21 protein-coding genes and 2 pseudogenes are annotated in these 26,942 nt (G+C 70.1%); 11 read left to right on the top strand and 12 right to left on the bottom strand.

Translation table 11 applies throughout. The features are described 5' to 3' along the window. Positions 1-200 precede the first annotated feature (200 nt). Both ACFYMM_RS40180 and acsA read left to right on the top strand, forming a co-directional pair. A complete protein-coding gene (locus ACFYMM_RS40180) occupies positions 201-482 on the top strand; it encodes an SHOCT domain-containing protein (protein WP_388396691.1) in 282 nt (93 codons plus the stop codon). A gap of 211 nt (positions 483-693) precedes the next feature. Next, complete coding sequence (gene acsA / locus ACFYMM_RS40175; RefSeq protein ID WP_388396689.1) at positions 694-2,529, top strand: acetate--CoA ligase; 1,836 nt, start codon at positions 694-696, stop codon at positions 2,527-2,529. 288 nt (positions 2,530-2,817) lie between these two features. Here acsA and ACFYMM_RS40170 read toward each other — a convergent pair. Both ACFYMM_RS40170 and ACFYMM_RS40165 read right to left on the bottom strand, forming a co-directional pair. After that, positions 2,818-3,403 (bottom strand): annotated as a pseudogene (locus ACFYMM_RS40170) (alcohol dehydrogenase catalytic domain-containing protein); the annotation flags it as partial. Positions 3,404-3,510: 107 nt separating this feature from the next. Further along, positions 3,511-4,986 carry an AAA family ATPase gene (locus tag ACFYMM_RS40165; RefSeq protein WP_388396739.1) on the bottom strand — a complete coding sequence of 492 codons (1,476 nt, stop codon included), beginning with the start codon at positions 4,984-4,986 and terminating at the stop codon, positions 3,511-3,513. 418 nt (positions 4,987-5,404) lie between these two features. Here ACFYMM_RS40165 and ACFYMM_RS40160 point away from each other — a divergent pair, with 418 nt between their 5' ends. Both ACFYMM_RS40160 and ACFYMM_RS40155 read left to right on the top strand, forming a co-directional pair. Further along, the gene (locus ACFYMM_RS40160) at positions 5,405-6,223 is read left to right on the top strand and encodes a universal stress protein (protein WP_388396687.1); all 819 of its coding nucleotides are present in this window, start codon (positions 5,405-5,407) and stop codon (positions 6,221-6,223) included. A gap of 262 nt (positions 6,224-6,485) precedes the next feature. Then, positions 6,486-6,773 carry a DUF1876 domain-containing protein gene (locus ACFYMM_RS40155; RefSeq protein WP_388396684.1) on the top strand — a complete coding sequence of 96 codons (288 nt, stop codon included), beginning with the start codon at positions 6,486-6,488 and terminating at the stop codon, positions 6,771-6,773. A gap of 25 nt (positions 6,774-6,798) precedes the next feature. On the opposite strand, the gene ACFYMM_RS40150 is transcribed toward ACFYMM_RS40155, so the two are convergent. Beyond that, positions 6,799-7,473 (bottom strand): CBS domain-containing protein, encoded by a 675-nt coding sequence (locus tag ACFYMM_RS40150; protein ID WP_388396681.1) that lies wholly within the window; start codon positions 7,471-7,473, stop codon positions 6,799-6,801. Between the two features lie 119 nt (positions 7,474-7,592). Between ACFYMM_RS40150 and ACFYMM_RS40145 the strand changes: the two genes are divergently transcribed. Next, positions 7,593-8,513, top strand: a complete 921-nt coding sequence (locus tag ACFYMM_RS40145; protein ID WP_388396678.1) for a DUF1918 domain-containing protein — start codon at positions 7,593-7,595, stop codon at positions 8,511-8,513. A 50-nt stretch (positions 8,514-8,563) separates the two neighbouring features. On the opposite strand, the gene ACFYMM_RS40140 is transcribed toward ACFYMM_RS40145, so the two are convergent. Next, a complete protein-coding gene (locus ACFYMM_RS40140; RefSeq protein WP_388396674.1) occupies positions 8,564-9,244 on the bottom strand; it encodes a CBS domain-containing protein in 681 nt (226 codons plus the stop codon). 191 nt (positions 9,245-9,435) lie between these two features. Here ACFYMM_RS40140 and ACFYMM_RS40135 point away from each other — a divergent pair, with 191 nt between their 5' ends. Continuing rightward, positions 9,436-10,311 (top strand): universal stress protein, encoded by an 876-nt coding sequence (locus tag ACFYMM_RS40135; protein ID WP_388396671.1) that lies wholly within the window; start codon positions 9,436-9,438, stop codon positions 10,309-10,311. 57 nt (positions 10,312-10,368) lie between these two features. Further along, on the top strand, positions 10,369-12,798 hold the full coding sequence (locus ACFYMM_RS40130) for a glycoside hydrolase family 65 protein (protein WP_388396668.1): 2,430 nt from the start codon (positions 10,369-10,371) through the stop codon (positions 12,796-12,798). Here ACFYMM_RS40130 and ACFYMM_RS40125 read toward each other — a convergent pair. The 6 genes and pseudogenes from ACFYMM_RS40125 to ACFYMM_RS40100 form a co-directional block, all read right to left on the bottom strand. Continuing rightward, complete coding sequence (locus ACFYMM_RS40125) at positions 12,789-13,610, bottom strand: TspO/MBR family protein (RefSeq protein WP_388396665.1); 822 nt, start codon at positions 13,608-13,610, stop codon at positions 12,789-12,791. The genes ACFYMM_RS40130 and ACFYMM_RS40125 overlap by 10 nt on opposite strands. A 237-nt stretch (positions 13,611-13,847) precedes the next feature. Continuing rightward, positions 13,848-16,481 (bottom strand): SpoIIE family protein phosphatase, encoded by a 2,634-nt coding sequence (locus tag ACFYMM_RS40120; RefSeq protein WP_388396663.1) that lies wholly within the window; start codon positions 16,479-16,481, stop codon positions 13,848-13,850. Between the two features lie 345 nt (positions 16,482-16,826). After that, positions 16,827-16,958: pseudogene (locus ACFYMM_RS40115) on the bottom strand (Ku protein); the annotation flags it as partial. 52 nt (positions 16,959-17,010) lie between these two features. After that, positions 17,011-18,363: an MFS transporter gene (locus ACFYMM_RS40110; RefSeq protein ID WP_388396660.1), complete on the bottom strand. Its 1,353-nt coding sequence runs from the start codon at positions 18,361-18,363 to the stop codon at positions 17,011-17,013. Beyond that, the gene (locus ACFYMM_RS40105; RefSeq protein WP_388396657.1) at positions 18,360-18,728 is read right to left on the bottom strand and encodes an MmcQ/YjbR family DNA-binding protein; all 369 of its coding nucleotides are present in this window, start codon (positions 18,726-18,728) and stop codon (positions 18,360-18,362) included. The genes ACFYMM_RS40110 and ACFYMM_RS40105 overlap by 4 nt, the downstream gene beginning before the upstream one ends. After that, the gene (locus tag ACFYMM_RS40100) at positions 18,725-19,120 is read right to left on the bottom strand and encodes an MmcQ/YjbR family DNA-binding protein (RefSeq protein ID WP_388396655.1); all 396 of its coding nucleotides are present in this window, start codon (positions 19,118-19,120) and stop codon (positions 18,725-18,727) included. Before ACFYMM_RS40100 ends, ACFYMM_RS40105 begins: the two co-directional genes overlap by 4 nt. A gap of 89 nt (positions 19,121-19,209) precedes the next feature. Here ACFYMM_RS40100 and ACFYMM_RS40095 point away from each other — a divergent pair, with 89 nt between their 5' ends. Further along, on the top strand, positions 19,210-20,139 hold the full coding sequence (locus ACFYMM_RS40095) for a helix-turn-helix domain-containing protein (RefSeq protein ID WP_388396652.1): 930 nt from the start codon (positions 19,210-19,212) through the stop codon (positions 20,137-20,139). Positions 20,140-20,229: 90 nt separating this feature from the next. Here ACFYMM_RS40095 and ACFYMM_RS40090 read toward each other — a convergent pair whose 3' ends face one another. Next, entirely contained in the window at positions 20,230-21,252 is a 1,023-nt protein-coding gene (locus ACFYMM_RS40090) for an alcohol dehydrogenase catalytic domain-containing protein (RefSeq protein WP_388396649.1), read from the bottom strand. 63 nt (positions 21,253-21,315) lie between these two features. Next, positions 21,316-22,752, bottom strand: coding sequence for a carboxylesterase family protein (locus tag ACFYMM_RS40085; protein WP_388396646.1), 1,437 nt, complete (start codon positions 22,750-22,752; stop codon positions 21,316-21,318). 727 nt (positions 22,753-23,479) lie between these two features. Between ACFYMM_RS40085 and ACFYMM_RS40080 the strand changes: the two genes are divergently transcribed. From ACFYMM_RS40080 to ACFYMM_RS40070, 3 genes are all read left to right on the top strand, one after another. Then, the gene (locus tag ACFYMM_RS40080) at positions 23,480-23,764 is read left to right on the top strand and encodes a hypothetical protein (RefSeq protein ID WP_388396642.1); all 285 of its coding nucleotides are present in this window, start codon (positions 23,480-23,482) and stop codon (positions 23,762-23,764) included. Positions 23,765-23,932: 168 nt separating this feature from the next. After that, entirely contained in the window at positions 23,933-25,060 is a 1,128-nt protein-coding gene (locus tag ACFYMM_RS40075) for a cellulose binding domain-containing protein (protein ID WP_388396639.1), read from the top strand. A gap of 341 nt (positions 25,061-25,401) precedes the next feature. After that, positions 25,402-26,571 carry a cellulose binding domain-containing protein gene (locus tag ACFYMM_RS40070; protein ID WP_388396638.1) on the top strand — a complete coding sequence of 390 codons (1,170 nt, stop codon included), beginning with the start codon at positions 25,402-25,404 and terminating at the stop codon, positions 26,569-26,571. The last annotated feature ends 371 nt before the right edge of the window (positions 26,572-26,942 follow it).

Raw genomic sequence — 26,942 nt, 5'->3', positions numbered from 1 at the left:
CAGAGCCACCTGGGCACATACGCCGGGTCCTTTGGTCCCATCTCTCCGAGCCGCCGCAGCGCCGGGTGGTGGGAGGTGGATCACGGCCGACGGCCGCGCGACGTGCCGATCGGCTCGGGAACGAGGCCGAATGGCCCTTGGTGACGCAGCCCGGCCGAGGCTCACCATGACCACAAGAGACGCTGTTCGAAATCTCGCAGGTGGAGGTGGCCCGGATGTACTGGTACGGCGGCTGGGCCTGGATGACGTTCATGCCCCTGTTGTGGATCGCACTGATCGTCCTCGCCGTGTGGGCCGTGATCCGCCTGACGCACGCCACGACCGGTGGCGCCTCCCATCGCAGCCACAGCTGGGCGGACGACGAGCCCCGGGAGACCCCGGAAGAGATCCTCGACCGGCGCTATGCCTCGGGAGAGATCGACACGGACGCCTACACCGAGGCCCGCGAGCGCCTCGCTGCCCATAGGCCGAGGCCTCGCTGATCGGACTCTCCAGGTGCCGGCGGCCACTGGCTGTGCTGCTCGCGCTGCGGGCCGCCCCACTGATCGCCCGGCTCGCGCCGAAGGCGGCGGCCCGTCGGCGTGCCAGCGAGAGGACTGATGCCGACCGGCCACGGACGGGGCCGTTCGACCCAGTGCTGCGGGGGTGGCTCGGGCCGATGGTAGGAGCAGGCCCGAAGGAAGGAGGGCCGCCATGCCCTGGGAGACCATCCGTAAGGACGCCCCGCCGCGTGTCGCCCCCAATCTGCGCGACTACGACAAGGAGTGCGCGGACTTCTCGTGGCAGGCGGCGCGCAGCAGGCTGGAGGGGCTGCCCGGCGGGCGGGGACTGAATATCGCGCACGAAGCCGTGGACCGGCACGTGGCATCGGGCCGTGCAACGGCGGTCGCGCTGCGCTGCGTCGGTCGGGACGACTCCGTCACCTCGGTGACTTATGGTGAGCTGGCCCGTTCGACGGCACGCTTCGCCAACGTGCTCCGCGGCCTCGGGGTCGGTCACGGCGACCGGGTGGTGACGCTGCTGGGGCGCTGTCCCGAGCTGTACACCGTGGTACTCGGCACTCTGAAGAACACCAGTGTGCTGTGCCCGCTGTTCTCGGCGTTCGGGCCGGACCCGGTGTTCCAGCGGATGACGCTGGGCGACGCGCAGGTACTGGTCACCACGGCGGACCTGTTCCGCAGGAAGGTCGCCGCGCGACACCACGGCCTCGCCACCCTGCGCTACGTGCTGATCGTCGGTGACGGGGCGGACGACCTGCCCGGCACCCTGTCCCTCGACACCCTCATGGCCGACGCGGCCGACACCTTCACCATCCCTCCGACATCACCCCACGACATGGCCCTGCTGCACTTCACGAGCGGCACGACGGGGATCCCCAAGGGCGCGGTGCACGTGCACGAGGCGGCCGTAGCCCACTGCATGACCGCGCTGTACGCCCTCGACCTCCATGAGGACGACGTGTTCTGGTGCACGGCCGATCCGGGCTGGGTCACCGAAATGTCCTACGGGGTCATCGCCCCGCTCATGCACGGCGTGACGGTCGTGGTGGACGAGGGCGACTACGACGCCCGCCGCTGGTACCGGATCCTCGCCGAGCAGCGGGTGAGCGTCTGGTACACGGCGCCGACGGCCCTGCGCATGCTGATGCGGACCACACCGAGGACCGGTCCGTACGACCTGCCCCGCTCCTTCGACCTGAGTGCGCTGCGGTTCATCGCGTCGGTGGGCGAGCCGCTCAACCCGGAGGCGGTGGTGTGGGGGCGGGACGTGCTCGGGCTGCCGGTGCACGACAACTGGTGGCAGACCGAGACCGGCGCCATCATGATCGCCAACTTCGCCGCCTGCGACATCCGCCCCGGCTCGATGGGACGTCCGCTGCCCGGTGTGCATGCGGCGGTGCTGCGGCGCGGCGGGGACGGCCGGGCCGAGGTCGCCGGCGGGCACGTCACCGTACTGAAGGAGCCCGGAGTCGAGGGTGAGCTGGCGCTCCGGCCCGGCTGGCCGTCCATGTTCCGCGGCTATCTGCACGACGAGCCACGCAGTGCGGCGGCCTTCGCGGACGGCTGGTACCTCACCGGTGACCTGGTACGACGCGACGCGGACGGCTGGTACTGGTTCGTCGGGCGAGCCGACGACGTCATCAAGTCGGCCGGACACCTCATCGGGCCGTTCGAGGTCGAGAGCGCCCTGATGGAGCACCCGGCCGTCGCCGAGTCCGGCGTCATCGGCCGCCCCGATCCCGTCGCCGGGAACATCGTGAAGGCCTTCGTCGCGCTGCGGCCTGGCTTCGACGCGACCACCACGATGCGGCAGGAACTGCTGGCCTTCGCCCGGCGTCGACTGGGTCCGGCCGTGGCACCCCGCGAGATCACCTTCGACCAGCACCTGCCGCACACCCGCAGCGGCAAGGTCATGCGCCGCCTGCTGCGGGCCCGTGAACTCGGTCTGCCCGAGGGCGACATATCCACCCTGGAGGAATCCACCATGGAGGCGACCTCCTCCGCGCAGGGGATGGAGCAGTCCGCATGAATGCCACCCACTTCCCTCGTGCACCCCACACCGCCTCCCGGCCGAACCGTCAAGCCGCTCGCGTAGCACGACGGCAACGGGGCAGTGCGGGTGCCGCAGGACCTGGCAGGCCGAGCCCGACACCAGCCGCCTGAAGCCAACTCGCCCCCGGGCGCCCGCAGAGCCCATCGGCGCGCCGCCGGCCTCGATCAGGGCCCGGTACCGGCCTCGTCCGCGGCGATACCTACCGCGTCCAGGCTCGGCGGGGAGCTGCCCACACCTGCAACGAGCTGGTTTCGCATGACAGATCTTGAGGCGAGCCCCGGCCAGATCCACGACGATGATCCTGCGCGGCGAGTACATCCGCGCCAGAACCACGGCAGCCAGACCGACGGGGCCCGCGCCCACCACGACGACGGTGTCTCCCGGGCCCGACGTGTCCGTTCCGCACTCCGACCTCGTAGGCGGTGGGCAGGAGTTCGGCGAGCAGGACCGCGTCATCCAGCGCGAGGTCGTAGGGTCGCCGGGTGGTGGAGTGATCGGCGAACGGCACGCGCACCAACTCGGCCTGGGTGCCGTTGATCAGATTGCCGAGGATCCATCCGCCTCCGCCGCGGCACTGCCCGTACCTGGCATCGCGACACTCCAGGCAGTCACCGCAGGCCGAGAGGGACGACAGGATCACCTGATCACCGGAACGCAGGTGATGGACCTGGCCACCGGTCTCCACGACCTCGCCGACGGCTTCGTGGCCGAGAACCGTCCCCGGCTTCACCTCGGGGAAGTCTCCCCGTCGGATGTGCAGATCAGTGCCGCACACAGTGGTGGCGTCGACGCGCACGATCGCGTCGGTCGCCTCCTCGATCACAGGGTCCGGAACTGCGTCCCAGGACATCTGTGCAGGGCCGTGGTAAACGAGCGCTCTCGCCGACTTCACTCCTCGCTCCCCCACCTCCACGGTCACCCCGCGGGGCCCCCGGGCAACATGGCCGCCCGTGCACCTCAGTCCGGCTCCATGTACGGGCGACGGAAGACCGGGGCCTGAGCGTTGCGCCACGGGCGTACCGCCGTCAGAGCCCGGGCGACGGCGGATTCCAGCGCGCCACTGGTGTCGACCGGGACGGCTTCAGGCCACGGCGGTTCCTTCGCGGCCATGGCGTCGGCGATCCCGGCGTCGGCGTCGGAGGCGCCGGGGGCGCGCGTGCTCAGGCGGGCTGCGGACACGTCGGTCGGCACATGGCAGTGCAGGGCCACCAGGTCGGCGCTGGCGCGTTCGGCCACCTGCACCGCCGCCTCACGCTGGAGGGAATCGGACCAGGTGGCGTCGAGGACGACGGACTCGCCGGCGGACAGCAGCAGGGCTGCGCGGTCGAGCAGGGCGGCGTACGTCCTGGCCGTCCACTCGGGCGTGTACAGCCCTTCGCCGTAGCCGGCCGCAGCGGACTGCTCCGCCGCAATGCCCGCCAGTTCCTTGCGGATGCGGTCGCTGCTGAGCAGGGTGACCCCCAGCCGGTCGGCCAGCGCTCCGGAGAGCGTGGACTTCCCGCTGCCCGGCAGTCCGCCGACGAGCGTGAGGCCGACGGTGGAGGTGCGCAGGTGGCGCAGTGCCATGGCGGCAAGGTTCCGGGACGCCGCGTCCGCGCCGGGCGCTCCCTGGCGACCCTGGATCACCGAGACTTTGGCACGGACGAAGGCGCGGTACGCGACGTAGTGGTGCCACAGGGAAGGGGGCGCGGGATCCGCGGAGTACTCGCCGTACCTGGCGAGGAAGTACGCCGCGGCGTCCGGGAAGCCGAGCCGTTCCAGGTCCATGGCCAGGAAGGCGGCGTCGTCCAGGCCGTCGACGTAGCGGAGACGGTCGTCGAACTCCAGGCAGTCCAGGACCCGGGGGCCGTCGTCGAGGCAGAACACGTCCTCGGCGAGGAGGTCGCCGTGGCCGTCGACCACCCGCCCCTGCTCGATGCGGCTGTCGAACAGCCGCTTGCGGCCGGCGAGATAGCGGTGCACCAGCCGCTCGATCTCCGTCACGTGCTCCGGCACGACTCCCTCCGCGGCCAGCGCGTGCAGCTGTGCGAAGCTCGCCTCCCATCGTGCCGACAGCGCGTCTCGCGTGCCCTGTTCGTCCACGTCGCGGCCTCGGGGTGCGGCCGCATGCCACGCCGCCAGGTGCCGGGCGACGGTCCGAAGGACGTCGTCCACGGCAACGCCTGCCCGTACGAGACGGGAGAGGCGGCGGTCCTCCGGCATGCGGCGCATGACCACGACCGGTTCGGGCGCCTCCGCATCCGGGCCACGGAACTCGCCCAAGCCCACGTAGACGTCGGGAGCGAACCGGCGGTTGAGGGTTACTTCGCGCTCGCACGCGGCCCGGCGCGCCTCGACCGTGGTGTAGTCCAGGAAACCCAGATCGACCGGCTTCTTGGCCTTGTAGGCCCGGTCACCGACGAAGAACAACGTCGCGGTGTGGGTCTCGCACACCCCGGCGCGCGGGGGCGGCTCGCTGTCGTGCCTGGCGGCCGACTGCAGCGCCGGCGCGTCGGCACGAGACGCGTTGAGGCCGGACTCGGTCATGGGGAACGGCGACAGGCGAGCGCCCGTGGTGTGCGGCGTCCTCGTCCGTGCGGTGGCGGCGCAGCGGGCATCGGCCAGGCTCGCGGACGTGCCATGAGGCCTGCGGTGACGACTGCTGGTGGCATGGCGACGGCCTCCGTCTCGTAAGAAGCTGGAGGGGGCGGCGGACGAGTCCGGCCGGATGCACGGACCGCGCGTCCCCTGCATACCGGGCGCGAGGAGTATCTCCCCCTTTGAGGATCCCTTGTGCTTCACCGTGACGCATGCGGGGGCCGTGGCGGAGCGGCCGGAGCCGTGGAATCCGGCACGAGAGGAGACGGGCGCGGTGACGATTCCCCTGGTGGTGGGCGTCGACGGATCCGAGGCGAGTCTGGAGGCGGTCGACTGGGCCACCGCCGAGGCGGCCCGGCACGGGGTCCCGCTCCATCTGCTGCACGCGGCGGCCGGAGAGCTGGAAGCGTCCCACGTGATCAGCGCCGCCTCCGCGCGCGCCCAGAAGTACGCTCCAGCGGTCCGGTTGTCCAGCGAGGTCTCGAACGAGGACGCGGCTTCGGCTCTGGTCGGCAAGGGCCGCAATGCCTTCGCGCTGGTTCTGGGGTCCAGGGGACTCGGAGATCTCGACGGCATGCTCCTGGGTTCGGTCAGCCTCGCCGTCGCGGCACGTGCCGACTGTCCGGTCGTCGTGGTGCGCGGCTCCCCGGAGCATCGAGCTGCCCGGTTCGGAAACGTGGTCGTGGGCATCGAGGACGGGGAAGGCAGCGGTACGGCCGTCGACTTCGCGTTGCGCGAGGCGCACGTACGAGGCTGCCCACTCGTCGCGGTGCATGCCTGGAGTGCACCGTCCGGTGCTTGTACGACCCCACAAGCCCCGTCGTGGTTCCTGGAGGCCCACCGGCGCCCGCCGGCGCAGGTCCTCGACGATGCTCTGTGCCACCCCGCTGAGCGGTACCGGGACTCGCCAGTGAGCCGAAGACTCATCGAGAAACCGGCTCGCTCAGCGCTGCTGGAAGCCGCGTCGGCGGCGGATCTGTTGGTCGTCGGCGCCCGTCGACGACTTGGACACCCAGGCCTGCAGCTCGGCCTGATCAACCACGCACTACTGCATCACGCACCGTGTCCCGTAGCCGTCGTCCCTCAGATGTGAACGCCCCACCACGACGGGAACGGGACGCAGTCGGCCCCCGCCCCGCCCGCTCTTCCAGGGCCGGTCGCCGGTTGGTTGGGGACTTTCGGCCCTGTGGCCGGTGCGCGCTGGAGTCTGATCGTGGAAAAGCCAGGGGCCGCCCAGTGGCCGACTGGATGCCATCCACCCGGTTTCCAGCCGTCCCGTGCGTCCGTTGCGGTCGCCTGGACCGCCGCTGCTCGGACTTGGGCCGCGCCGCGGACACACAGGTAAGGAGAGAACGATGTCGCACACCGGACAGTGGAGCGTGCGTCTCCACCTCTTCGAAGAGGACGACGGGACGACGAAGGCACAGATCACGCTGGACACCGGCACCACGGCGCTCACCGGGCACGGAACCGCGCACTGCAATCCGGCGGACACGAACGTGCCGGAGATCGGCGACGAACTGGCGGCAGGGAGGGCTGTGCACGACCTCGCCCATCAGCTGCTGAACGCCGCCGAACGCGACGTCCAGGGCATGGCGGTGTCCCGTCCAGGCATTCCTCAGACGGCTGGACGGCCCGCTTGAACTCCGGGGCTGAAGGCCGCCTGACTCAAGTGTCGGTGGACACCTCCCGGGAGTCGTCCTTCCGGTAGGCGAGATTCCCGGACACCGACACCACGCCGTCGACGCCACGGCACAACTGCTCGACGACGGGGATCAGACTCCGGTACTCGACGGTGCCGGCGAGGGTCACCCGCCCGTCGCGCACCTCCGCGCTCACGTCCCGTGGATCGAGTTCCAAGGTTCGCCGCAACAGGTCCCCGGTGATCTCCTCACGGATGGCCTCGTCACGGCGGAGGAAGACCCGCAGCAGATCGCCGCGGCTTACGATGCCGAGGAGCCGGTCCGTCTCGTCCACCACGGGCAGTCGTTTGACGTTCTGGGTCTCCATGAGGCGGGCGGCCTCGACCACGTTCCACTCCGGGCGTGCGCACACCGCGGGAGCGGACATCAGTTCCTCGGCGCGGGAGCCCTCGGCCTTGGCCCGTTCCCAGGCCTCCAGGTGCGGGATGGGTGTCCTGCCCGATGGGTCGGCCTGGTCGGCGCTCTTGCGCAGCAGGTCGGCCTCGGACACCACGCCCAGAGGACGGTCCAGCTCGTCCACCACGGGCACGGCGGTGACGCCGTTCTCCTCCAGCAGTCTGACGAGCTCCTTGAACGGCGTGTCACGCCGCGCCCGGACGACGTCCCGGCTCATCAGATCCTCGACCGTTCGGTGGTGCATGTCGCCTCCCGGAAACGGGCCGCCCACCTCGCGGAGACGGGGCAGCCGCCGCCTCGTGCGGCGGTGTGGTCCGCGTGGCAGGTTGGATACAGCACCATTCTGAGGAGAGGGCGGCGATCATGCGAGCTCACCTTGGCGATCAACTCGTCGTCGAGAGTCCGGCGACCGGCGCGGCCAGGCGCGACGGCGAAATCGTCGGACTCCACCACGAGGACGGAACACCTCCCTACGATGTGCGCTGGTCGGACACGGATGAAGTGACGCTCGTGTTTCCCGGGCCCGACGCCCACATCCACCATCTCGAACATGAACACTCTCGGGCCGCGCGTGAGCCGCTGCCAGACACACACGAGACGGAGAGCGTGTTCACCGCTCCGCGGTCGGCCAGAGCGGCCAATCCCGGCGACATCGGACGGCGTGTGGGGGTCGAACGCCGACGGCAGGGGCTGAGCCTGGTAGAAGCGGCACGCCGTGCCATGATGTCGCCCGACTACCTCGCCTACCTGGAGGAGCAACCCTCCGACCCGAGTCTTGCGACTCTCATCCGGCTGGCCGACGCGCTGGGCACGACGGTCGCCGCACTGCGTGGCGGAGGCATGGATCTTCCACCCGGTCAGGGACATGCATTGCTCCACCCCCGGCTGCGGAACCTGGCCCCGGAGGAGTGCCGCACCCTGCTGTCCACGCACGGCGTGGGGCGCGTCGCGATGTCGGCATCCGACGGCCGCCCAGTGGTCGTCCCGGTCAACTACGAGATGGTCGACGACGCCATCGTCTTCCGGACCGCGCCCGACTCCGTGGCGGCCGCGGCGGCGGGGACGGAGGTCGCCTTCGAGGTCGACCACGTGGACGACGCCATGAGCCAGGGCTGGAGCGTGCTCGCCGTCGGCCCCGCGAGCGTGGTGACGGAGCCGGAGGCCGTGCGCAAGCTCACCCAGCACGCGCACACCACCCCCTGGGCCGGCGGTGAGCGCGAGACGTGGATGTCGATCCGGCCCACGAGCCTGACGGGCCGTCGCATCACTCCGGCTGATCAGTAGACAGCCACCCAGGTGAACCGGAATGACCCCCGTGCCCGCGGGCACGGGGGTCATTCCGCCGGGCAGGGGCCGACCGGGCTCGGTTCCTCTCCACTCAGTAGCGGCTCGACACCCACCACGCCCTCCAGCCCGCGGACGAGGCGCTCGGCGACCCAGATGAGCGAAGTGTCGTGGACGGGCCCGCGGAGCGTGACCATCCCGTCCCGCACGGACACGTGGATGGCATGAGCGTGCAGGGGGAACAGGTAGGACACCACCGTGCGGCGGACCTCCTCCTCGATGTCCTCGTCGGACCGCAGGAACACCTTCAGCAGGTCGCCACGGCTGACGACCCCGCACAGCCGATCCGCGTCGTCGACCACCGGCAGGCGCTTGACGTGGTGCACGGCCATCAGGCGAGCCGCCTGGGTGAGGGTGTCGTCCGGTCGGACCGTGACGGCGGGCGTGCTCATCACCTCCCCGGCGGTCATGCCCTCCGCCTTGGTCAGGTCGGACCGGCGTCGGATCCGCTCGAAGCGGGTCGGCTCGCGGTTCCGGAATTCCTCCTTGGGCAGCAGATCGGCCTCGGACACGGCGCCGACAACCTTCCCTTCGCCACTGACGACCGGCACGGCACTCACGTGGCGCTCGTCCATGACCTGCACGATCTCCTTGAAGTGCGCGTCGCGCCCGACGGCGACAGCGGGCGCGGTCATCACATCGCTCACGATGTGCGGAACGGCGACAGGCATGTCCTGAGTCCTCGAAGGGTTCCGGAGGTGGTTGGCTCGGCCACGCCTCCAGCATCACGGCCGGCGCACCCGCCGCAAACCGGCCGGGGACCGACCAGTCCGGCCCGGTGGCATGTCGCGGCGCCGAGCAGGCAGTGCGACGGTATTCACAGGGGGCTCTCGGCCACCGGGCGGCAAAGGCGGTGACGGCGATGGACCTCCCACTGGTCGTGGGCGTCGACGGATCGGACTCCAGTCTGACGGCGGTCGACTGGGCCGTGGACGAGGCGGTACGGCACGGGCTGCCCCTTCATCTCGTCCATGCCTCCCTCTGGGAGATGTACGAGGGAGCCCAGCCGTCCTTCAGTACGGACCGCCCGGCCGAGGGAGTCATGGCCGAGCACATCGTCGCCTCCTGCGTGGAACGGGCCCGTCGCCGCAACCCCGAGGTGAAGGTCTCGGGCGAGGCACTGGCCCAGGACGCCGTGTCCGCGCTGCTGCGGGCGGGCCCCGAGGCGTTCGCTCTGGTCACGGGCTCACGCGGGCGAGGCGAGATCGCCGGGATGCTCCTGGGGTCCGTAAGCCTTGCGGTTGCGGCACGCGCCGTCTGCCCGGTCGTCGTGGTCCGAGGCGCGGAACCCAACCGCCGAGGAGCCCTTGGCCGCGTCGTCGTGGGTGTCGGTGACGCGACCGGCAGCGCGGCGGCGGTACGGTTCGCCGTCCGCGAGGCCGAGGTGCGAGGCTGCGCCCTGACGGCCGTACGGGCCTGGCGCAATCCGTCGCAGGAACCCGTGGACCACATGCTGATCGCCGACGACGCTGCCAGGCTGCGCGAGGAGCGGGCTTCCACCGGCCTCGACGACGCACTGCGTGAGGCCGTACGAGAGCGCCCCCAGGTCGATGTCCACCGTCGGCCGCTCGAAGGCGCCGCCCACCGGATTCTCCTGAAGGCGTCGGCCGAGGCCGACATGATCGTCGTCGGCGCCCAGCGACGACACGGACACTTCGGTCTGCAGCTCGGGAGGGTGGCCCACACCCTCCTGCACCACTCGGACTGCCCGGTCGCCGTCGTTCCGCAACCGGTCTGAGACACGCCGCACATACCTGAACGTCCAGAGCCTCGGCAGGAGAGGGAAAGGTGGCGGATGTCGGAGTGGACATGGGAATGGACGGGCTACGACCCCACCGCCGAGCGGCTGCGTGAATCGCTCTGCACCCTCGGAAACGGCTACTTCGCCACCCGGGGCGCGCTGCCCGAGCGCCGCGCCGGGCTGCTGCACTACCCGGCGACCTATGCGGCCGGCTGCTACAACCGCCTGGAGTCCACCGTGTCCGGGCGGCAGGTGGTGAACGAGGATCTGGTCAACCTCCCGAACTGGCTGCTTCTCCGATTCCGTCTGCGCCGAAACGCCGGAGCGTGGGGCCCGTGGATCTCCCCCGGCACGCACACCCTCCTGGACCACAGGCAGACCCTGGACCTGCGCCGCGGCACGCTCACCCGGGCCTCCCGTTACCGGTTGGACGACGGGGGCGTGCTCAGGGTCGAACAGATCCGTTTGGTGCACATGGAGGATCCGCACCTGGCAGCGCTTCGCACGGTCGTCACGGCCGAGGACTGGTCAGGTGAGATAGAGATCGAAAGCTCGATCGACGGCGAGGTGATCAACGGCAACGTGCACCGATACCGCGCCCTCAACCGCCACCATGTCACCCACGTGCGCACCGGCGCCCACGAACCCCACACGGTCTGGCTGACATGCCGGACCAGCACGTCGGACATCTCCGTCGCCCTGGCCGCCCGAATGAGGATCAGCGTCGGCGGGGCTCCGGCCTCGTCGGTGCTCCGTCCGGGCCGCCGACGCGCGGTCCACCGTCTGATGATCCCTGTCTCGCCGGGTCTACGCGTCACGGTGGACAAGACCGTGGCGCTCCACACCTCGCGGGACACGGCGATCAGTGACCCGCTCGGCGAAGCGGTCGACCGGGTGACCACAGCGGCGGGCTTCCCCACCCTTCTGGACTCCCATGCTGCCGCGTGGGAGCGGCTGTGGCGGCGCGCGGACATCCAGGTACCCGGCGAAGCCGGCCGGATCCTGCGCTTCCATCTCTTTCACGTCCTGCAGACGCTGTCACCCCACACCGCGGACCTGGACGTGGGAGTTCCCGCCCGGGGCCTGCACGGGGAGGCGTACCGGGGTCACGTCTTCTGGGACGAGCTGTTCGTTCTCCCGTACCTCAACCTGCACTTCCCGGAAGTCTCCCGGTCCCTGCTGAACTACCGCTATCGGCGCCTCACACGGGCCTGCCGAGCCGCGTCCGCGACCGGACGGTCCGGGGCGATGTACCCGTGGCAGAGCGGCAGCGACGGCCGCGAGGAATCCCAGGAATGGCATCTGAACCCCGCCTCGGGCCGCTGGCTGCCCGACCACTCCCACCTCCAGCACCACGTGGGCTCGGCGATCGCCTACAACGTCTGGCAGTACTGCGAGGCAACCGGCGACACCGAGTACCTCCACACGAGGGGCGCGGAGATGCTGCTGCAGATCGCCCGCTTCTGGGCGGACCTCGCCATCCACGACCCCGACACGGACCGCTACCGGATCCGCGGGGTTGTCGGCCCCGACGAGTACCACGACAGCTACCCCGGGGCCGTTCTGCCGGGACTGGACGACAACGCCTACACCAACGTCACCGCCGCCTGGGTTCTCACCCGCACCCTGGAACTCGTGCGGCGCCTTCCCGCATGGCGCCGCGAGGAACTGTTCGACCGGCTCCGGCTGAACACCGACGAGCTGCCCAAGTGGGCGGAGGTCTCCCGCCGCTTGCGAGTGCCGTTCCACCAGGGGGTCATCAGCCAGTTCGAGGGCTACGACGGCCTCGTGGAGCTGGACTGGGACGCCTACCGTGCGCGCTACCAGACCATCCGCCGGCTGGACCGGATCCTGGAGGCCGAGGGCGACTCGGTGAACCGCTACAAGGCGTCCAAGCAGGCAGACGTCCTCATGCTCGGCTACCTCTTCTCGCCCTCGGAACTGCGGGCTCTGTTCCGGCGTCTCGGGTACGACCTGGACGACGACCTCTGGCGCAGAACCGTCGACTACTACCTGCGGCGCACCAGCCATGGATCCACTCTCAGCGAACTCGTCCACGGCCTGGTTCTCGCCCGGGCCAGACGGGCCGAGGCGTGGCAGTACGTCCACGAGGCCCTGGAGGCCGACATCGCCGACATCCAGGGCGGCACCACAGGGGAAGGCATCCACCTCGGGGCCATGGCCGGGACGCTGGACCTGGTTCAGCGTGGCCTGACGGGGCTGGAGACCCGGGAGGACGCCCTGTGGCTGAACCCGGTGCCTCTTCCCGCTCTCTCCGAGTACGGGTTCACGGTGCACTACCGCGGTCACTGGGGCATCGGCGTACGCCGCCGGAGCGGGCAGCTGGAGATCGGCGTCCCGGACTCGGACGCGTCGCCGATCCGCGTGATGCTGGCCGATCGGGCGGTGACCATCGCGCCCGGGGAAACCTGCTCCCTCATCGTGCCGGACATCGCCCCAGACGGCTCGTCACGTCAGGCCTGATCTCGCGCTTGCGAGCTGGTGTCGGGGTTCAAGTTCAACTGTTCCCGGTTCAGCCTGACGATCGAGGCGTTCAGTGCGGCCGCGAAGGCGCACCAGGCGGCATAGGGGGCCAGGACACACGCCGCGGTTTTGTCGGTACGGACGACCCGGCTGATGACCTGAGCGTTGCTGAGACCGAGCAGGACGGCGTCGGCCAGTGCCGCCGTGGGGCTCCTGCGAGCGAAGAACAGCCAGTTCCACCCCGCGTTGAGCGTCAGGTTCACGGCCAGACTGCTGATGAGCCGGTTCCGCTGCCGAGGGGTCGTGGTCGTTCCGAGCGCGTGCCCGGTGGCGTAGGCGATCGTGGCGTACAGCGGCGTCCACACAAGCCCGAACGCCCAGGACGGCGGCTGCCACGGCGGCTTGCGCAGGGCTTTGTACCAGGTGTTCTCCGGTTCAACGGCCTTGGCACCCGTCGCAGCCGCAGCCGCGACTGCCGCCGTGGCCGCGCCGTAGCGCAGCCAGGGTGCGGTCCGCCTGGTGTGGCCCTTAAGTTCCGGCAGGTGTGATCCCAGTCGAGGTCTCCGAAGGAAGTCGGGACGCTGTGCAGGAAGGTCGGTTCCCAGCTCCGAGGCCGCTCCCGAGGTGTTGGCCCGGGTCTCTTGGTCCTGCCGCTGCTCACCGAGGTATACCGCGCACCGGCGGCTGCGGAGCGGGGACCGCGAAGGTTCACCGGGTCGGCAGCAGTCGGGACCGGGTCGGCTGCCCAGCGTGGACCGAGCCGTTCTCAGGGCTGCGCCATTAATTCGCCGAGTTGGTGGCGTTGTCGACATGGCGGAGTGGGGCGGCGATCCAGAGGCATCGCCTTGCCGGTCAAGCCCGTCGTAGGCGCGGCGTGTTGCCGCCTTCAAGGCCTCTACCTGACCAGCAGGACGCTTTCGGTTCCACCGGCACGGCCGCGCCGGTGGACCAGCTGCTGGAAGGAAGCGGTGACCGCCTTCGATATACAACCGACTCGTTGTATACCGCGTTCGTGAAAGTCTTAGCAGCGCATCTGGCCTGGTCACGCATCATTCTGGTGACCCGGCGTCTGGCCCGATGGATCCGGCGAGGTTCTGTTCGGCCCAGATGATTTTGCCCTGTGCCGTGTAGCGGGTGCCCCAGCGGTCGGCTAGCTGGGCGACCAGAAACAAGCCGCGGCCGCCTTCGTCGTCGGCGACTGCGTAGCGCAGGTGCGGAGAGGTACTGCTGGCGTCCGAGACCTCGCAGATCAAGGTGCGGTCAAAGAGCAGTCGAACTTTGATGGGTTCGGTGGCGTAGCGGATGGCGTTGGTGATCAGCTCGCTGAGAATCAACTCTGTCACGAATCCGGCCTCCTCCAGGTCCCATTCGGCGAGCTGTCGGCTGACATTGGCGCGAGCCTCGGCCACCGCCGTGAATTCGGCCGGGATGTCCCATGCGGCGATTCGATCGGGCGCCAGGATGCGGGTGCGGGCGACCAGCAGGGCGATGTCGTCGTTCTGGCGGGCAGGTAGCAGCGCGGCGAGTACGGCTTCGCAGGTCTCCTCCGGGCTACGGCCCGGGTGAGCCAGGGCGCGGCTCAGGAGCTGCAGCCCGGAGACGATGTCGCGATCGCGGTTCTCGACGAGGCCGTCGGTGTAGAGCACCAGGCTGGTGCCGACGGTCAGGCGCAGTTCGGTGGCCTCGAAGGGCAATCCCCCCAGGCCCAGCGGCGGGCCGGCGGGCACTGCCGGGTGTTCGACGGTGCCGTCGAGGTGGACCAGGGCGGGTAGTGGGTGGCCTGCGCGGGCGAGGGTGCAGATCCCGGTCGTCGGATCATAGATCGTGTAGAGGCAAGTGGCACCAACGACCGCAGGCCCGTTTTCGGCGGCGGTGCCCTCTTCGTCGATGCGGATGACGAGCTCGTCGAGGTGGCTGAGAAGTTCGTCGGGTGGCATATCGAGCGCGGAGAAGTTGAGGACGGCCGTGCGCAGTCGACCCATGGTGGCGGCAGCATGCAGCCCGTGGCCAACCACATCGCCAACCACGAGTGCGACACGCCCGCCAGGCAGCGGAATCACGTCGAACCAGTCCCCCCCGACCCCGGACTGGGCGGGGAGGTAGCGGTAGGCGGTGTCGAGGGCGTTTTGCTCGGGCAAGCCGCGCGGCAGAAGGCTGCGCTGGAGAGCGACTGCCATCGTATGGTCACGGGTGAACCGCCGGGCATTGTCGATGCACACGGCAGCCCTGGCGGCCAACTCCTCGGCCAGCGAAAGGTCGTCCTCCTCAAACGGCTCACTCTCCCCGGCCCGCCAGAAGGTGGCGATTCCCATCAGGACGCCGCGGGCCTTGAGCGGCACGCTGAGCAGGGAGTGGAAACCGTCGTCCAGCACGGCCCGGAAGCGCTCTGGATCGAGTGCGCGCCAGCCAACGTCGGTCGCCAGATCTGGCACCAACACCGGCTGGCTGCCCGTGAACCCGATCGCCTGCGGACTTGCCGACGGGAAGGTGAGTAGCTCGCCCACCTGGAACAAGTGGTGGTCCGTCCGAATCCCGGCCAGCGCCACTCGACGCAGCTCCGCGCCCTCCCCGCTCATCAAGACCTGGGGTTCCTCGCCGCGCAGTACCGGCTCCGAGAGGTCGACGGCGGCATAGTCGGTGAACCGGGGCACGACCACCTCGGTGAGTTCTTCGGCGGTGCGCCGCACATCGAGGGTGGTCCCGATGGCCAGGCTCGCCTCGTACAGCAACTTCAGCCGACCGCGTGCCACCTCGGCCTTCCCGGCCAAGGCGCGCAGCTCGGTGGAGTCCCGCAGCGTGGCCACGCTGCCCGGCGGTCCGCCCTGCTGGTCGGTCAGCCGATTGTTGACGGCCAGCAGACGGTCGCCGACCGGAATCACCTCGTCGGTGGTCACCCGACTCGAGGCCAGCAGCTCAGCCATGTGGGATCCGACACTGAGTTCGGCGACCGGCCGCCCCTCGATGTCCCCGGTCAGATCGAGCAGACGGCGCGCTTCGTCGTTGACGAGCAGCACCCGCCCGTCTCCGCCCACAATGACCACGCCCTCGCGCACCGCGTGTAGCACCGCGTCGTGGTGCTCGTACATCTGGGTCATCTCGGCCGGCCCGAGCCCATGGGTCTGGCGCCGCAAGCGCCCGCTCACCAGCGCCGTTCCGCCAGTCGCCAGCCCGAGTCCCACCGCGCCCGCACCCAGCACCACCGGCAGCTGACGGCCGACGGCGCTACTCACCTGGCCGGCCTGCAGCCCGGCGGAAACCATCCCGACGACAGCACCGCTCTTGTCCATCACCGGGACGACAGCCTGGACATCGTGGCCCAGAGGGCCGCCGGAGACCTCCTCGATGGTGACACGGCCTTGAAGCGACGGCCCGATGGTTCCGACGAACCGCTTGCCGATGGCCCACGGGAGCGGGTGTGTGTAGCGGATACCGTCCCGGTTCATCACCACGATGAACCTGACCCCGGCCTGTTTGCGGGCTGCCTCGGCGAGCGGCTGAAGCACCGCTGTGGGGTGGGGACCCTTCATCGCGGCCACCAGGCCGGGCGCGTGAGCGAACGCCGCCGCGGCGGCGAGCGAGCGATCGCGTGCCCCCTGGAACCGGTCGCTGCGTGCCATGAGCAGCAGCGTGACCACCGCGGCCACCACGAGCAGAACAACGATCAAGACTTGGAGCAGGAACATCTGTCCGGCGACGCTGCGAACGCTCGCCACCGAACGCAGCCGCTGCTGCGATGGTTCCTGTGTGTCCGACTGCGGCTGCCGCCGCTGTCGGTCACTACTCCTTCGGAGCCAGGCTGGCCAGAAGGAGCGCCCCTGGTCTCGGGTCATACGCAATTGTCTTACCCGACCCCGAACGGGCCGGACGCGCCACGCCGGGGCCCTCCCCCTGACACCGTGTCCTACGTGGCGACGCCAGGGCCCCTCCCGCCCTCCCGCAGGCCCGCGTCGGCGGCAGCGACGACGCGCATGTGTCAGAGCCGGGCCTGGCCGTGGTGGAGGTCGCGGCCGCCGACGGCCGACCTTGTTGCCTTCGGCGAGTGCCGCTCGCAGCAGCTCGTAGACCTTGGTGTGTTCCTTGCCGCCGGGTGCGATGTAGCAGGTGCGGTCGAAGTAGACCGGCTCGATGGCGTCCAGGTCGACGAAGTCGGAGATGTCGATGGGATGGCGGTCGGCATGCCAGTCTCCCGGGCGGCGCTGACGGTTCGATGGCTCAGCCGACCGGCGCCCGCGGATCTGCTGGGTCCTGTCGCTGCGGCACCATCGGCGCGGTCTCGCGCATCGTCCAGATGACCGGCAGCGCGATGAGGGCGACGGCGGCGGTGAGCACGCCGGGCGCCAGGCCCCAGCCGGTGGCCTGGATCAGTTGCTGGGCGGTGTAGGGGGCGAGTCCGCCGAAGACCGCGGTGGCGGTGGCGTTGCCGAGGGACAGTCCGGTCATGCGGTCGCGCGGTGCGAACAGTTCGGGGCTGGCCGAGGCGGCGACCGCGCTGTAGGCGCCGGCGATCGCCGCGAGCACGCAGGCGCCGGTCAGGGCGAGGGCGCTGCCATGGCGGTGCATGAGCGCGAACATTGCGACCGACAGCACCAGCGAGGTAACGCACAGGCCGCGCAGCAGCCCGCGTCGCCCCCACTGGTCGGAGAGGTGACCGGCCAGCGGGCTGACCGCGATGACAACGACGGAGGCGCCTGTGGACAGCCACAGGGAGCTGCGTTCGCTGAATCCGGCGTCCTCGGTGAGGAACGTGGTCACGTACGTGACACCGCCATAGTACGTGATCGAGCCGACCGCGGAGATGACGAAGGCCCGGCCGATGGGTTTCCAGCCGGTGCGCAGGAGGCGGCCCAGACCGGTCACCTCGACAGTGCCGTCGTGGTCCTCGGTCCTGGCGCGCTGTTCGAACTCGGGGGACTCCTCCATCGAGCGCCGGGCCAGCAGCGTCGCGGTGGCGAGCAGCGCGCCAAGGCCGTACGGCAGCCGCCAGCCCCAACTGTCCATCGCCGAACCCGGGACGAGGCTGGTGGTAACCGCGGCGGCGCCGACGGCGAGCAGACCACCGATCTCGCTGCTCGCGGAAGCCAGGGAGGCCATCATGCCGCGCCGGGCCGGCTTGGCACCCTCGACGAGGTAGGTGAGGACGCTGCTGTACTCGCCGCCGACGGAAAAACCCATCACGCAGCGCAGGATCAGGAGCAGTACCCCAGCCGTAGCGCCGATCTGGGCGTTGGTGGGCAGGGTTGCGGTGACCCACATGGCGACGGCCATCACCGTCATCGAGGTCAGCATCACCCGGCGCCGTCCCAGCCGGTCGCCGAGCCGTCCGAAGTACACCGCACCGAGCGGCCGCATCACGTACGCGATACCGAAGACGGCGAGGGTGACCAGGACCGAGGTGCCGTCGCCGCCGTAGAAGACCCTGGCCATGATCGTCGTCATGTAGAGGTAGAGCGTGAAGTCGTACCACTCCACGACGGTCGACAGACCGGCGACGACAAGGCTCCGCGCCGGCAGTGTCCGCGGCGCGACCGCCGTCGGGGCCGGTGCGGGGAAGTCGGCGGCGCTCATAGTGCACCGGGGCGGTCGCGCTGCGGCAGGCTCGCCACGACCAGGTCGTCGGAGTGCTCGACCGCGTCGGTGACCAGCCGCTTCGTGATGCCGGGTCCCGGCCCCAGCGAGATCCAGTGCCGTTTGTCGAGGTGGCGGCCGGGTGTGATCGTGGCGTAGCCGCGCTCCTGCGCGCGGGCGTGTTCGCGTTCACACTTGACTGTGATGATCTGATCGTCCGGGTCGTCGGTGACGATCAGGAACACCTTGCCCGCGATCTTGTGCACGTCGGGCCCAGGAGCGAAAGGCCGCCCGTGGCTGACGTCCGGGAGGGCGAGGGCCGACTGGCGGGCGATGTCCTGGAGGCGGTCACCTGCCCTGCTCACCGGGCCTCCCCGGTGGCACCGCCATAGCCGTGCGGGTCGACGGGTCGCTCGGCCTTGGGCAGGTGGGCGACGACGAGCCGGTATGACTCGGTGACGAGCTCCCCGACGAGTTCCTTGTCGACGCCCTCCCCGCCCTCCAGTGTGATCCAGTGCTTCTTGTTCATGTGGTAGCCGGGGGTGATGTGGCTGTACTGCTCCCGCAGGGCCTGGGCCTCACCGGGGTCCGCCTTCAGGATCACGACGGGACGCTCTGGGACCTCGGTCATCAGCATGAACATCTTGCCTCGCACCTTGAAGACCTCCCAGTCTGGGCCGAAGGGATGCTCCAGCGCTGCTCCGGGAAGTCCCTCGGCGCAGTCGGCGGCGGTCTTGTGCAGGTCCGTTCCGTTCATGGGGCGGTGCCCTTCCTCAAGAGGTGGTCGCGGCGGCACATCCCATCCTTCCCTCGAACCCGATGAGGAGGGCGGTAGGCTGCGGACACGTGATGGTCGAGAGGCGACACCCCGGCCCGAGCGGACAGGCCGGACCGGCCGCGGTTCCGCTGTACGGCTTCCAGCCCCCGGTCGGCACCCCGTACGGCCTGGAGGTGACCACCGTCGAGGACTTCTTCGCCCAGCACGACGACTGGCCGTGGAACCCGCCCCGTCCGGGCCGCGCCACCTTCCACTACCTCATCGCCGTCACCGAGGGCGAGTTGCGGCACGACGTCGACCATGTCACGCGGACCGTCGCCCCCGGCCAGTGGCTGTGGGTGCGTCCCGGACACACCCAGTGCTGGCATCCGCCCGGCTCCGCCCGCGGCCCGTTCATCCTGTTCGAGCCGGATGTGCTGCGGCCCGACACCGCCCGCCTGCTGGCCCCGCTGACCGCGCATGATGCTCCTGCCGTGCTGAACCCGCGCCCCCACGACGCCGCCTGGCTCCAGCAGACGGCACTCCAGCTCCTGGACGAACACCGCGCACTCGGACGCCGACCCCTCGACGTCCACCACGCCCTGCGTCGCAGCCTGCTCGAATCGCTGCTGCTGCGCCTCGCCAACGCCCCGGGGGGCACTCCCGCCGAGACGAGTGCCGGAAAAAGCCGTGGTGATTCCTACGGACGGTTCGTGGACGCTCTGGAGCTGCACTTCCGCGAACTGCACCGGGCCGCTGACTACGCCGAACTGCTCGGCTGCTCGGTCCGTACTCTCAGCCGCGCCGCCCGGGAGGCCACCGGTAAGGGAGTGCGTGAGCTCATCGACGATCGGCGCCTCCTTGAAGCCCGGCGCCTGCTGGGAGACGCCCGGTGGGACGCCCGGTCCGTGGCCGTCCACCTCGGCTTCACCGATCCCTCGAACTTCGGCCGCTTCTTCCGCGACCGCACCGGTCTCACCCCGGCCGCTTTCGCGGCCCGGTGGGCGACGCGTGGGTAGGTGCCGATCGGGCTGTGGTCAGAGCCAGTTGGGCATGTGCTCTTCGGCGAGCAGCCAAGCCGTGACCTTGTCGCGTCCCACGACCAGTTCTCAGTCGTCCAGGACAACGACGTGCTTGCCCGGCGTGGTGCCGGATTCGAGGTCGGCATGGGCGGCCCGGACCTGCTCCAGGCCGTGGTGGACATTCGCGACCGGGACCTTGAGGAGTCCCTGCGCGACAGCCTGGAGTTGATGGGCGAAGACGTCGGCCGGGAGGTCGGCGGCCTCGCCCGCGTAGCTGGTCAGCCGCACCCCGCCGGGGATCATGAACGGGGTGAAGTCGGGGATGGCCCACGCGCCACCGAGGGCGCCGGTGAAGCAGACGGTGCCGTGCACGCGCACGCAGCCGAAAGTGTCCGGCAGGGCTGTGCAGCCCACCAGTTCCAGTGCGGCGTCCACGCCCTGCGGTGCGAGGTCCTGGACCTTCTCGGCGATGTGTCCGTCGTCCACGATCGGATGGTCGACGCCCATGGCCCGCAGTTCGTCGGCACGCCCGGCGTGACGCGTGGTGGAGATGACCGTGGCGCCGATGTCCTTGGCCATCGCCGCCGCACTCAGCCCGACCGTGGAGGTGCCGCCGCGGATCAGCAGCGTCTGTCCCGCCGTGAGGTCCAGGCCGCGGGTCAGGGATCCGTAGGCGGTCTGGAACATCTCGGGCAGGGCGCCGACCACGTCCCACGGCAGGGTGGTCTCGAACGGGATGACCTGTGCCGCGGGGACGGTGACGTACTGGGCGTACGCGCCGTCGTACGAGCGGCCCATGCCGCCCATCATGGTGGCCACCTGCCGGCCCGGGCGCAGTCCGCTGTCCTCGTCGGCCTCATCGACCACGCCGACGCCCTCGATGCCAGGAACCCGCGGGTAGGTGACCACCGCGTCCGACTCGCCCTTGCGAGTGGTGACTTCGGACTCGTTGACGCCGAACGTCTTCACCCGGATCCGCACCCAGCCGGGCTTGCGGACGGGCACCGGCAGATCCCTGATCTGAAGTGCGTCGAGGCCGCCGGGCCGGGTGACGACGACGGCCCGCATCGTCGCCGGTGCGGGGTCGCCTGCTGCTGTCGGTTGGCTCATACCGAGTTCCTCACTCTCTTTCGCCCCCTTGGTGCGCTGTTCCGGATGGCGTCCCGCCGGCCGTCAGGGGCGGGCGATGCCCTCCCACAGGTCGAGGGCCTGCTGGTAGTGGGCGGTGGCGTCGAAGGGCGGGTTGCCCACGCTTCCCGAGGTGGGCTTGTCCGTGACGGCGGGCCACAGACGGGACTGCTCGCCGGTGGCGAAGTCGAGGACGATGTCGCGGATATGCATGTCACGCTCGGCCTGCTCGGCGCTGCGGCCCGGCTGTTCCTGCCCGACCAGGGCGTACATCTCGGTGCCGTGCACCGCGGGCGCGCCCTGGGCGGGCCCGATCATCAGGAGATGGGCGTTGCCGCCCGTGGCGGCGTGGGCCAGGGCGCCGCGGGCGGCCGGGAGCGCGAAGAGGTAGTCCGCCATGACCGCGGCGCGGACCTCGGCCGGGGTACGGCCGCCCTGGTCGTAGGCGTCGACGATCTTCTTCGCACGGGAGCGGGAAATACGCCACCCCGCGACCTCGTCGACGATGCGGTCGAGGGTGTGCGGGTCGAAGCGGTCGAGGTCGTTCTCCACCCACCAGCCCATGTCGTCACTGGCCATGCTCAGCAGGACCTCTACGTCGCGGTGGGCGCCCGAGGAGAGGACGTCCATGGGGTGGTCGTGCACGACCGCGCCGGGCTGCCCGATGTCCAGGACGACGCCGGTGGCCTTGTTGTCCATCCCGCCACGGACTCCGAGGTCCGTCGGGAGGACCTTGCGCAGGGCGTCCCTCAGGGAGACCGCGTCGAGGTCGAGCAGCTTCTCCGGGTCGTCCGCGACGCCGAGTTCGGTGACGAACAGGTGCGCGAGTTCCTCGGCCCACCAGGCCGGGACGCTACGAGCGGGCCCGCCGGAGAACCCGGCCAGGCGCCGGTACAGGCCGTCGGCGGAGGACGCGCCGAGCAGCCCGAAGGTGGAGTAGGCGCCGGCGCTATGGCCGTAGACCGTGACCTGGTCGGGGTCGCCGCCGAAGTAGGCGATGTTCTGCTTGACCCAGGTCAGCGCGGCGATGACGTCCTGCAGGAAAAGGTTGCTGGCCTCGCCGAGTCGCCCGCCGTACTGCGACAGCGAGAGCGCACCCAGCGCGCCGAGCCGGTAGTTGACCGACACGCTCACCACGCGCCCCGACGCGGCGAGACCGGCGGCGTTCGAGGTGATCTGCGTGTTCGCGCCGTACTCGAATCCGCCGCCGTGGACGTACACGGTCACCGGGAGCGTCTTGTCGGCCGGCTCCTCGGGGGCCCACACGTTCAGGTTCAGGCAGTCCTCACCCATCCCACTGTCGGCTTCGAGCCAGTCGCCGCTGTCGGGCTGGACGGAGACGACGCCCTTGCGGTCATAGGGGAGGCTCGGATCGAAGTCCGCGACCACGGGGCGGCGGTAGCGCTCGGCGGTGGCGTACGGGATCCCCCACCAGGACCGCACCCCTGGTGCAGTCGGGGCCTTGGGAGCGGTGGCGGTCATGGCGTGTCCTTACAGTGCGGTTCGGATGCTTCGCGCGGTGTGTCGGCGGCTGGTCCTGGTGACGTCTCCCATCGTTCCCTGGGATCCGACAATCGCCCGGCCGACAGCGGTCACCTGATGGTCACCAGGTGACACTTCGCCGCTCCTCTGGTTCGCCACCCGCGGCTCCTGCGCCCTCCCGCCCCGGATGGCCCTCCGCTGCCCCTCCGCCGGCGTGGCCCTCCGCGTAGCCGGACCTGCCTGCGCGTCTGCCTCTCCGGATGATCACCGCCCGATGCAGGCTCGGTGGCGACGCCGTCCACGCCGGCCGTGACCTGCGTACGCGGGCTGAGGCCGGGGGCTCATCTCGTCGTGTGCCAACGGACCCGTAGCGGTTGGCCATTCAGCGGTCCCGGTCGGATCGGCGGTACCGCCCGTGGATCACCCGGCAGAGTCGTCGTCATCGTCGTCGAGGTCGACCGCGTCCACTGGTGAGGACGGCGTCGATCGCGGCTCCGCGGATGGCGTGGGAGAGAGATCCGATCATGCCGCCGGTGTGGTCGCGCAGGAAGCGATCGGGTCCCGCAGTGGGCGCAGGGTGCCAGCGGCGGGGACGCTGGCGTGAAGTTACAGCGGCCGAGCAGGTTCGGGTTGCGGTGATTGAGCGGGACAGCCGCGCGATGTCCTCCTCGCCCAGCTCAGGGCCCTCGCCGGAACACGCGCAGCAGGTGCAGGCGCGGACTGGTTGGTGAGCGCGGTTGCCGGCCACATCCGGCTCCGGCGGAAGTACCCGGACGTCGTGGTCCGGCACCTCGACCTCGCGAACCCGGCGACACAGGGCGACTTCTTCTGCGAGGGCGGCCACTTCGCCGAGGTCAACGGCGCTCTGACCGCGCTGGGCGCCGACCGCATCGACGGGCTGCCGAGCAAGGGGGCACGAGCCGGCGACCGGCGCGGGCCCGAACCTGCCGCCCGAAGCGGCCAGGGCGGCCGCCGACCGTGCGCTCGGTCGGCCCCTGGTCCTACGGCCTGAAGCCAGCAGCCTGATCCTTCGAAGAAAGTTCGAACGGATGGCGTCCGGGCACCTTGTCAGGACCATGCTCCTCTCCTACAGTCCTCCGATACGGAGGCGATGGGAGCGCTCCCACCCAGCGGAAGAGGCGTTCCCGCGATCACCCCCCACCCCTCCGAAAGGACCCGCATGCGAACGTCAAGGCACCCTGGCCCCCGCAGAGCAGGCAGTCTGTTAGGCTTACTCGTCGCCTCGCTCGCCGCCCTGGCGGCGCTGCTGAACTCCGCCTCGGCGGCCCAGGCCGACACCACGCTCTGCGAACCGTTCGGGACGACCACGGTCCAAGGCCGCTACGTCGTCCAGAACAACCGCTGGGGCAGCAGCACGCCCCAGTGCATCACCGCCACGGCGTCCGGGTTCAAGATCACCCAGGCCGACGGCTCGGTTCCCACGAACGGCGGCCCGAAATCCTACCCGTCCGTCTTCAACGGCTGTCACTACACCATCTGCTCGCCGGGCACCGGTCTACCGGCCCGGCTGAGCCGCATATCCAGCGCGCCGACCGGCATCTCCTACGGCTACGTGAACAACGCGGTGTACGACGCCGCATACGACATCTGGCTCGACCCCACAGCCCGCACCGATGGCGTCAACCGGACAGAAATCATGGTGTGGTTCAACAAGGTGGGATCCATTCAGCCCGTCGGCTCCCAGGTCGGCACGGCTACCGTGGCCGGGCGCCAGTGGCAGGTGTGGTCCGGCAACAACGGCTCCAACGACGTCCTGTCCTTCGTCGCCCCGTCGGCGATCACCAGCTGGAACTTCGACGTCATGGATTTCGTGCGCCAGGCCGTCTCACGCGGTCTGGCCCACGACGACTGGTACCTGACCAGTGTCCAGGCAGGCTTCGAGCCTTGGGCGAACGGCACCGGCCTCGCCGTGACCGCCTTCTCCTCCGCGATCGACACCGGCGGTGCCCCCGGTAACCCGGGAGGCCCCACGGCCTGCGCCGTGACGTACGAGACGAACGTCTGGCAGGGCGGCTTCACCGCCGACGTCAGCGTTACCAACACCGGTTCCTCCTCGGTCAACGGCTGGAAACTCGCGTTCACGCTGCCGGCCGGGCAGCAGATCACCAGCGCCTGGAACGCCGGCCTCGCCACGTCATCCGGCGCGGTCACGGCGAGCAGTGTCGCCTCCGACGCGCAGATCCCAGCCGGCAGCAAGGTCTCCTTCGGCTTCCAGGGAACGTACGGCGGCACCTTCACCAGGCCCACAGCCTTCAACCTCAACGGAACCGCCTGCACCACCTCATGACACACCTGGTGCGGCAGCGCATGTGACGTGTGGACGACCGGTACCCGCAGGGCCCGCAGCCCACGTCACGGCAGGTGCCGGGCCGACCGGCAGCAACGCCACCTCGTCCGGCCTCATCGCGAACGCCGTTCAGGACATGACCGAGCGCCACCGCGTCGGCAGCCGAGCAGCGCACCTCTCCCCCACGAAGAAGGCGGATCCCTCCCATGCAGCTCCTTTCGACCTCCCGCTCCCCCGCCCGAAGGCGCACTGCCACATTGCTGGCAGTGCTTTCCTGCGCCGCCTTACCCGTCCTGGGCGCGGCGGCCCTGCCGTCTGCGGCGAGTGCCGCCCCTGAGGTCTTGGGCAACGCGACGCACTTCGACGGGCTCGGCAGCCCCTACGGTGGCTGCGGTCTGCCGCAGAGCGAACTGGACAGCCAGGACTTCGTGGCGCTCAACGTATTCAACACACCCGGCGACTACTCGGGTGCCTACCCCCGGCCGGTGCCGGACTCCAGGGCGTCGATCAAAGGTGCCTTCGACAACGGCCGCAACTGCGGCCGCTGGGTCAAGGTCACCATCGGCGACTACTGCACCGGCACCAACGACGGCGCCCCGGGACAGCCCTTCTGCCGCAACGGCTCCTGGGTGGCCGACAAGTACGACGGGGCCACCCTGACCATGCTCGTCGCGGACAGCTGCGCCGACGCCAACGCCTGGTGCCGGGACGACCCCAACCATCTGGACCTGGCGACGGGTTCACTCAACCGCTTCCGGATCGGCAGCACCGAAGTGGGAACGATGTACCCGGACCACTGGAACAACCGCCACGTCTCCTGGAGCTTCGTCCCAGCCCCGGACTACAGCGGTGACGTCCGTATCGGCTTCCTCAGGGGGGCTCAGCGTTACTGGCCCGCCATCGCCGTCTCGCACCTGCCGGACGGCATCCACGGCGTCCAGTACCTGGCGAACGGCACTTGGACCGACGCTGGAATGAACAGCGACATGGGGCAGTCGTACGTCATCGGCGCGACCGCCTCCGGCGGAAGCAGTTTCACCATACGGATACGCGACGCCGCCGATGCCTGGCTGGGCGGTGGCCGTACGTACTCCTTCTCCCTGCCGTCGAGCTGCTCAGGGGGCTGCTCGCAGGACTACTCCACCGTCCCGTACACCACCGACGACTCCGGGGGGACACCGACCCCCACTCCCCCGTCGAGCCCGTCCGGCGCCGCCTGCACGGCGGCATGGAAGCTGACCAACTCGTGGCAGGGCGGCTACCAGGCCGACGTCACGGTGACCAACACCGGCTCCGAGCCGGTCACCGGCTGGTCGGTGCACCACACCCTGCCGGGCGGTGTGACCGTCGCGAACCGTTGGAACGCGGTGGTGGATCCGTCCCGCCCCGCCACCACCGTTCACAACGCCTCCTACAACGGCTCCCTGTCACCGGGCGCGTCGACGACCTGGGGGATGACGCTCAACGGCGACGACCGAGACCTCGGCATCCTCTCGTGCACCGCGTCCTGACACCCACGAGCGCCCTGGGGGCACGCCCCGCACGGCTCACCCACCCGGTGGAGGCGGTACCGGCAGGTTCCGCGCTCCGGGCACCGGGCCGGGCAGTCCTGGCCCGCGATCCCGTGGTGACCGCGGTGTCGTGCGGCCTTGGTGACGTGGCGCTCAGTGCGCTCCGGGGCCATGCACGGAGCAGGCCGGGCGGTCCCGGGCCACATGCGCCTGACCGGCGACGACGTCACGCCGGCGGTGTCCTTCGGCCTTTGCTGACCACGGACTGGCAGGTCTCACCGGACCCGGTCGCGTCTGCTTCAGGTTGCTGCGCGACCCTCTGCGCGGCCTCGCCCCCGACACCGTCGGATCAGCGCTCCGCCCCTGGGCCG

Origin of the sequence: Streptomyces sp. NPDC006739 (genome assembly GCF_042869815.1) — a bacterium.
Classification (GTDB): domain Bacteria; phylum Actinomycetota; class Actinomycetes; order Streptomycetales; family Streptomycetaceae; genus Streptomyces.
Note: the sequence above shows the minus strand (reverse complement) of the source record. Positions and strands in the feature narration are given on the sequence as shown.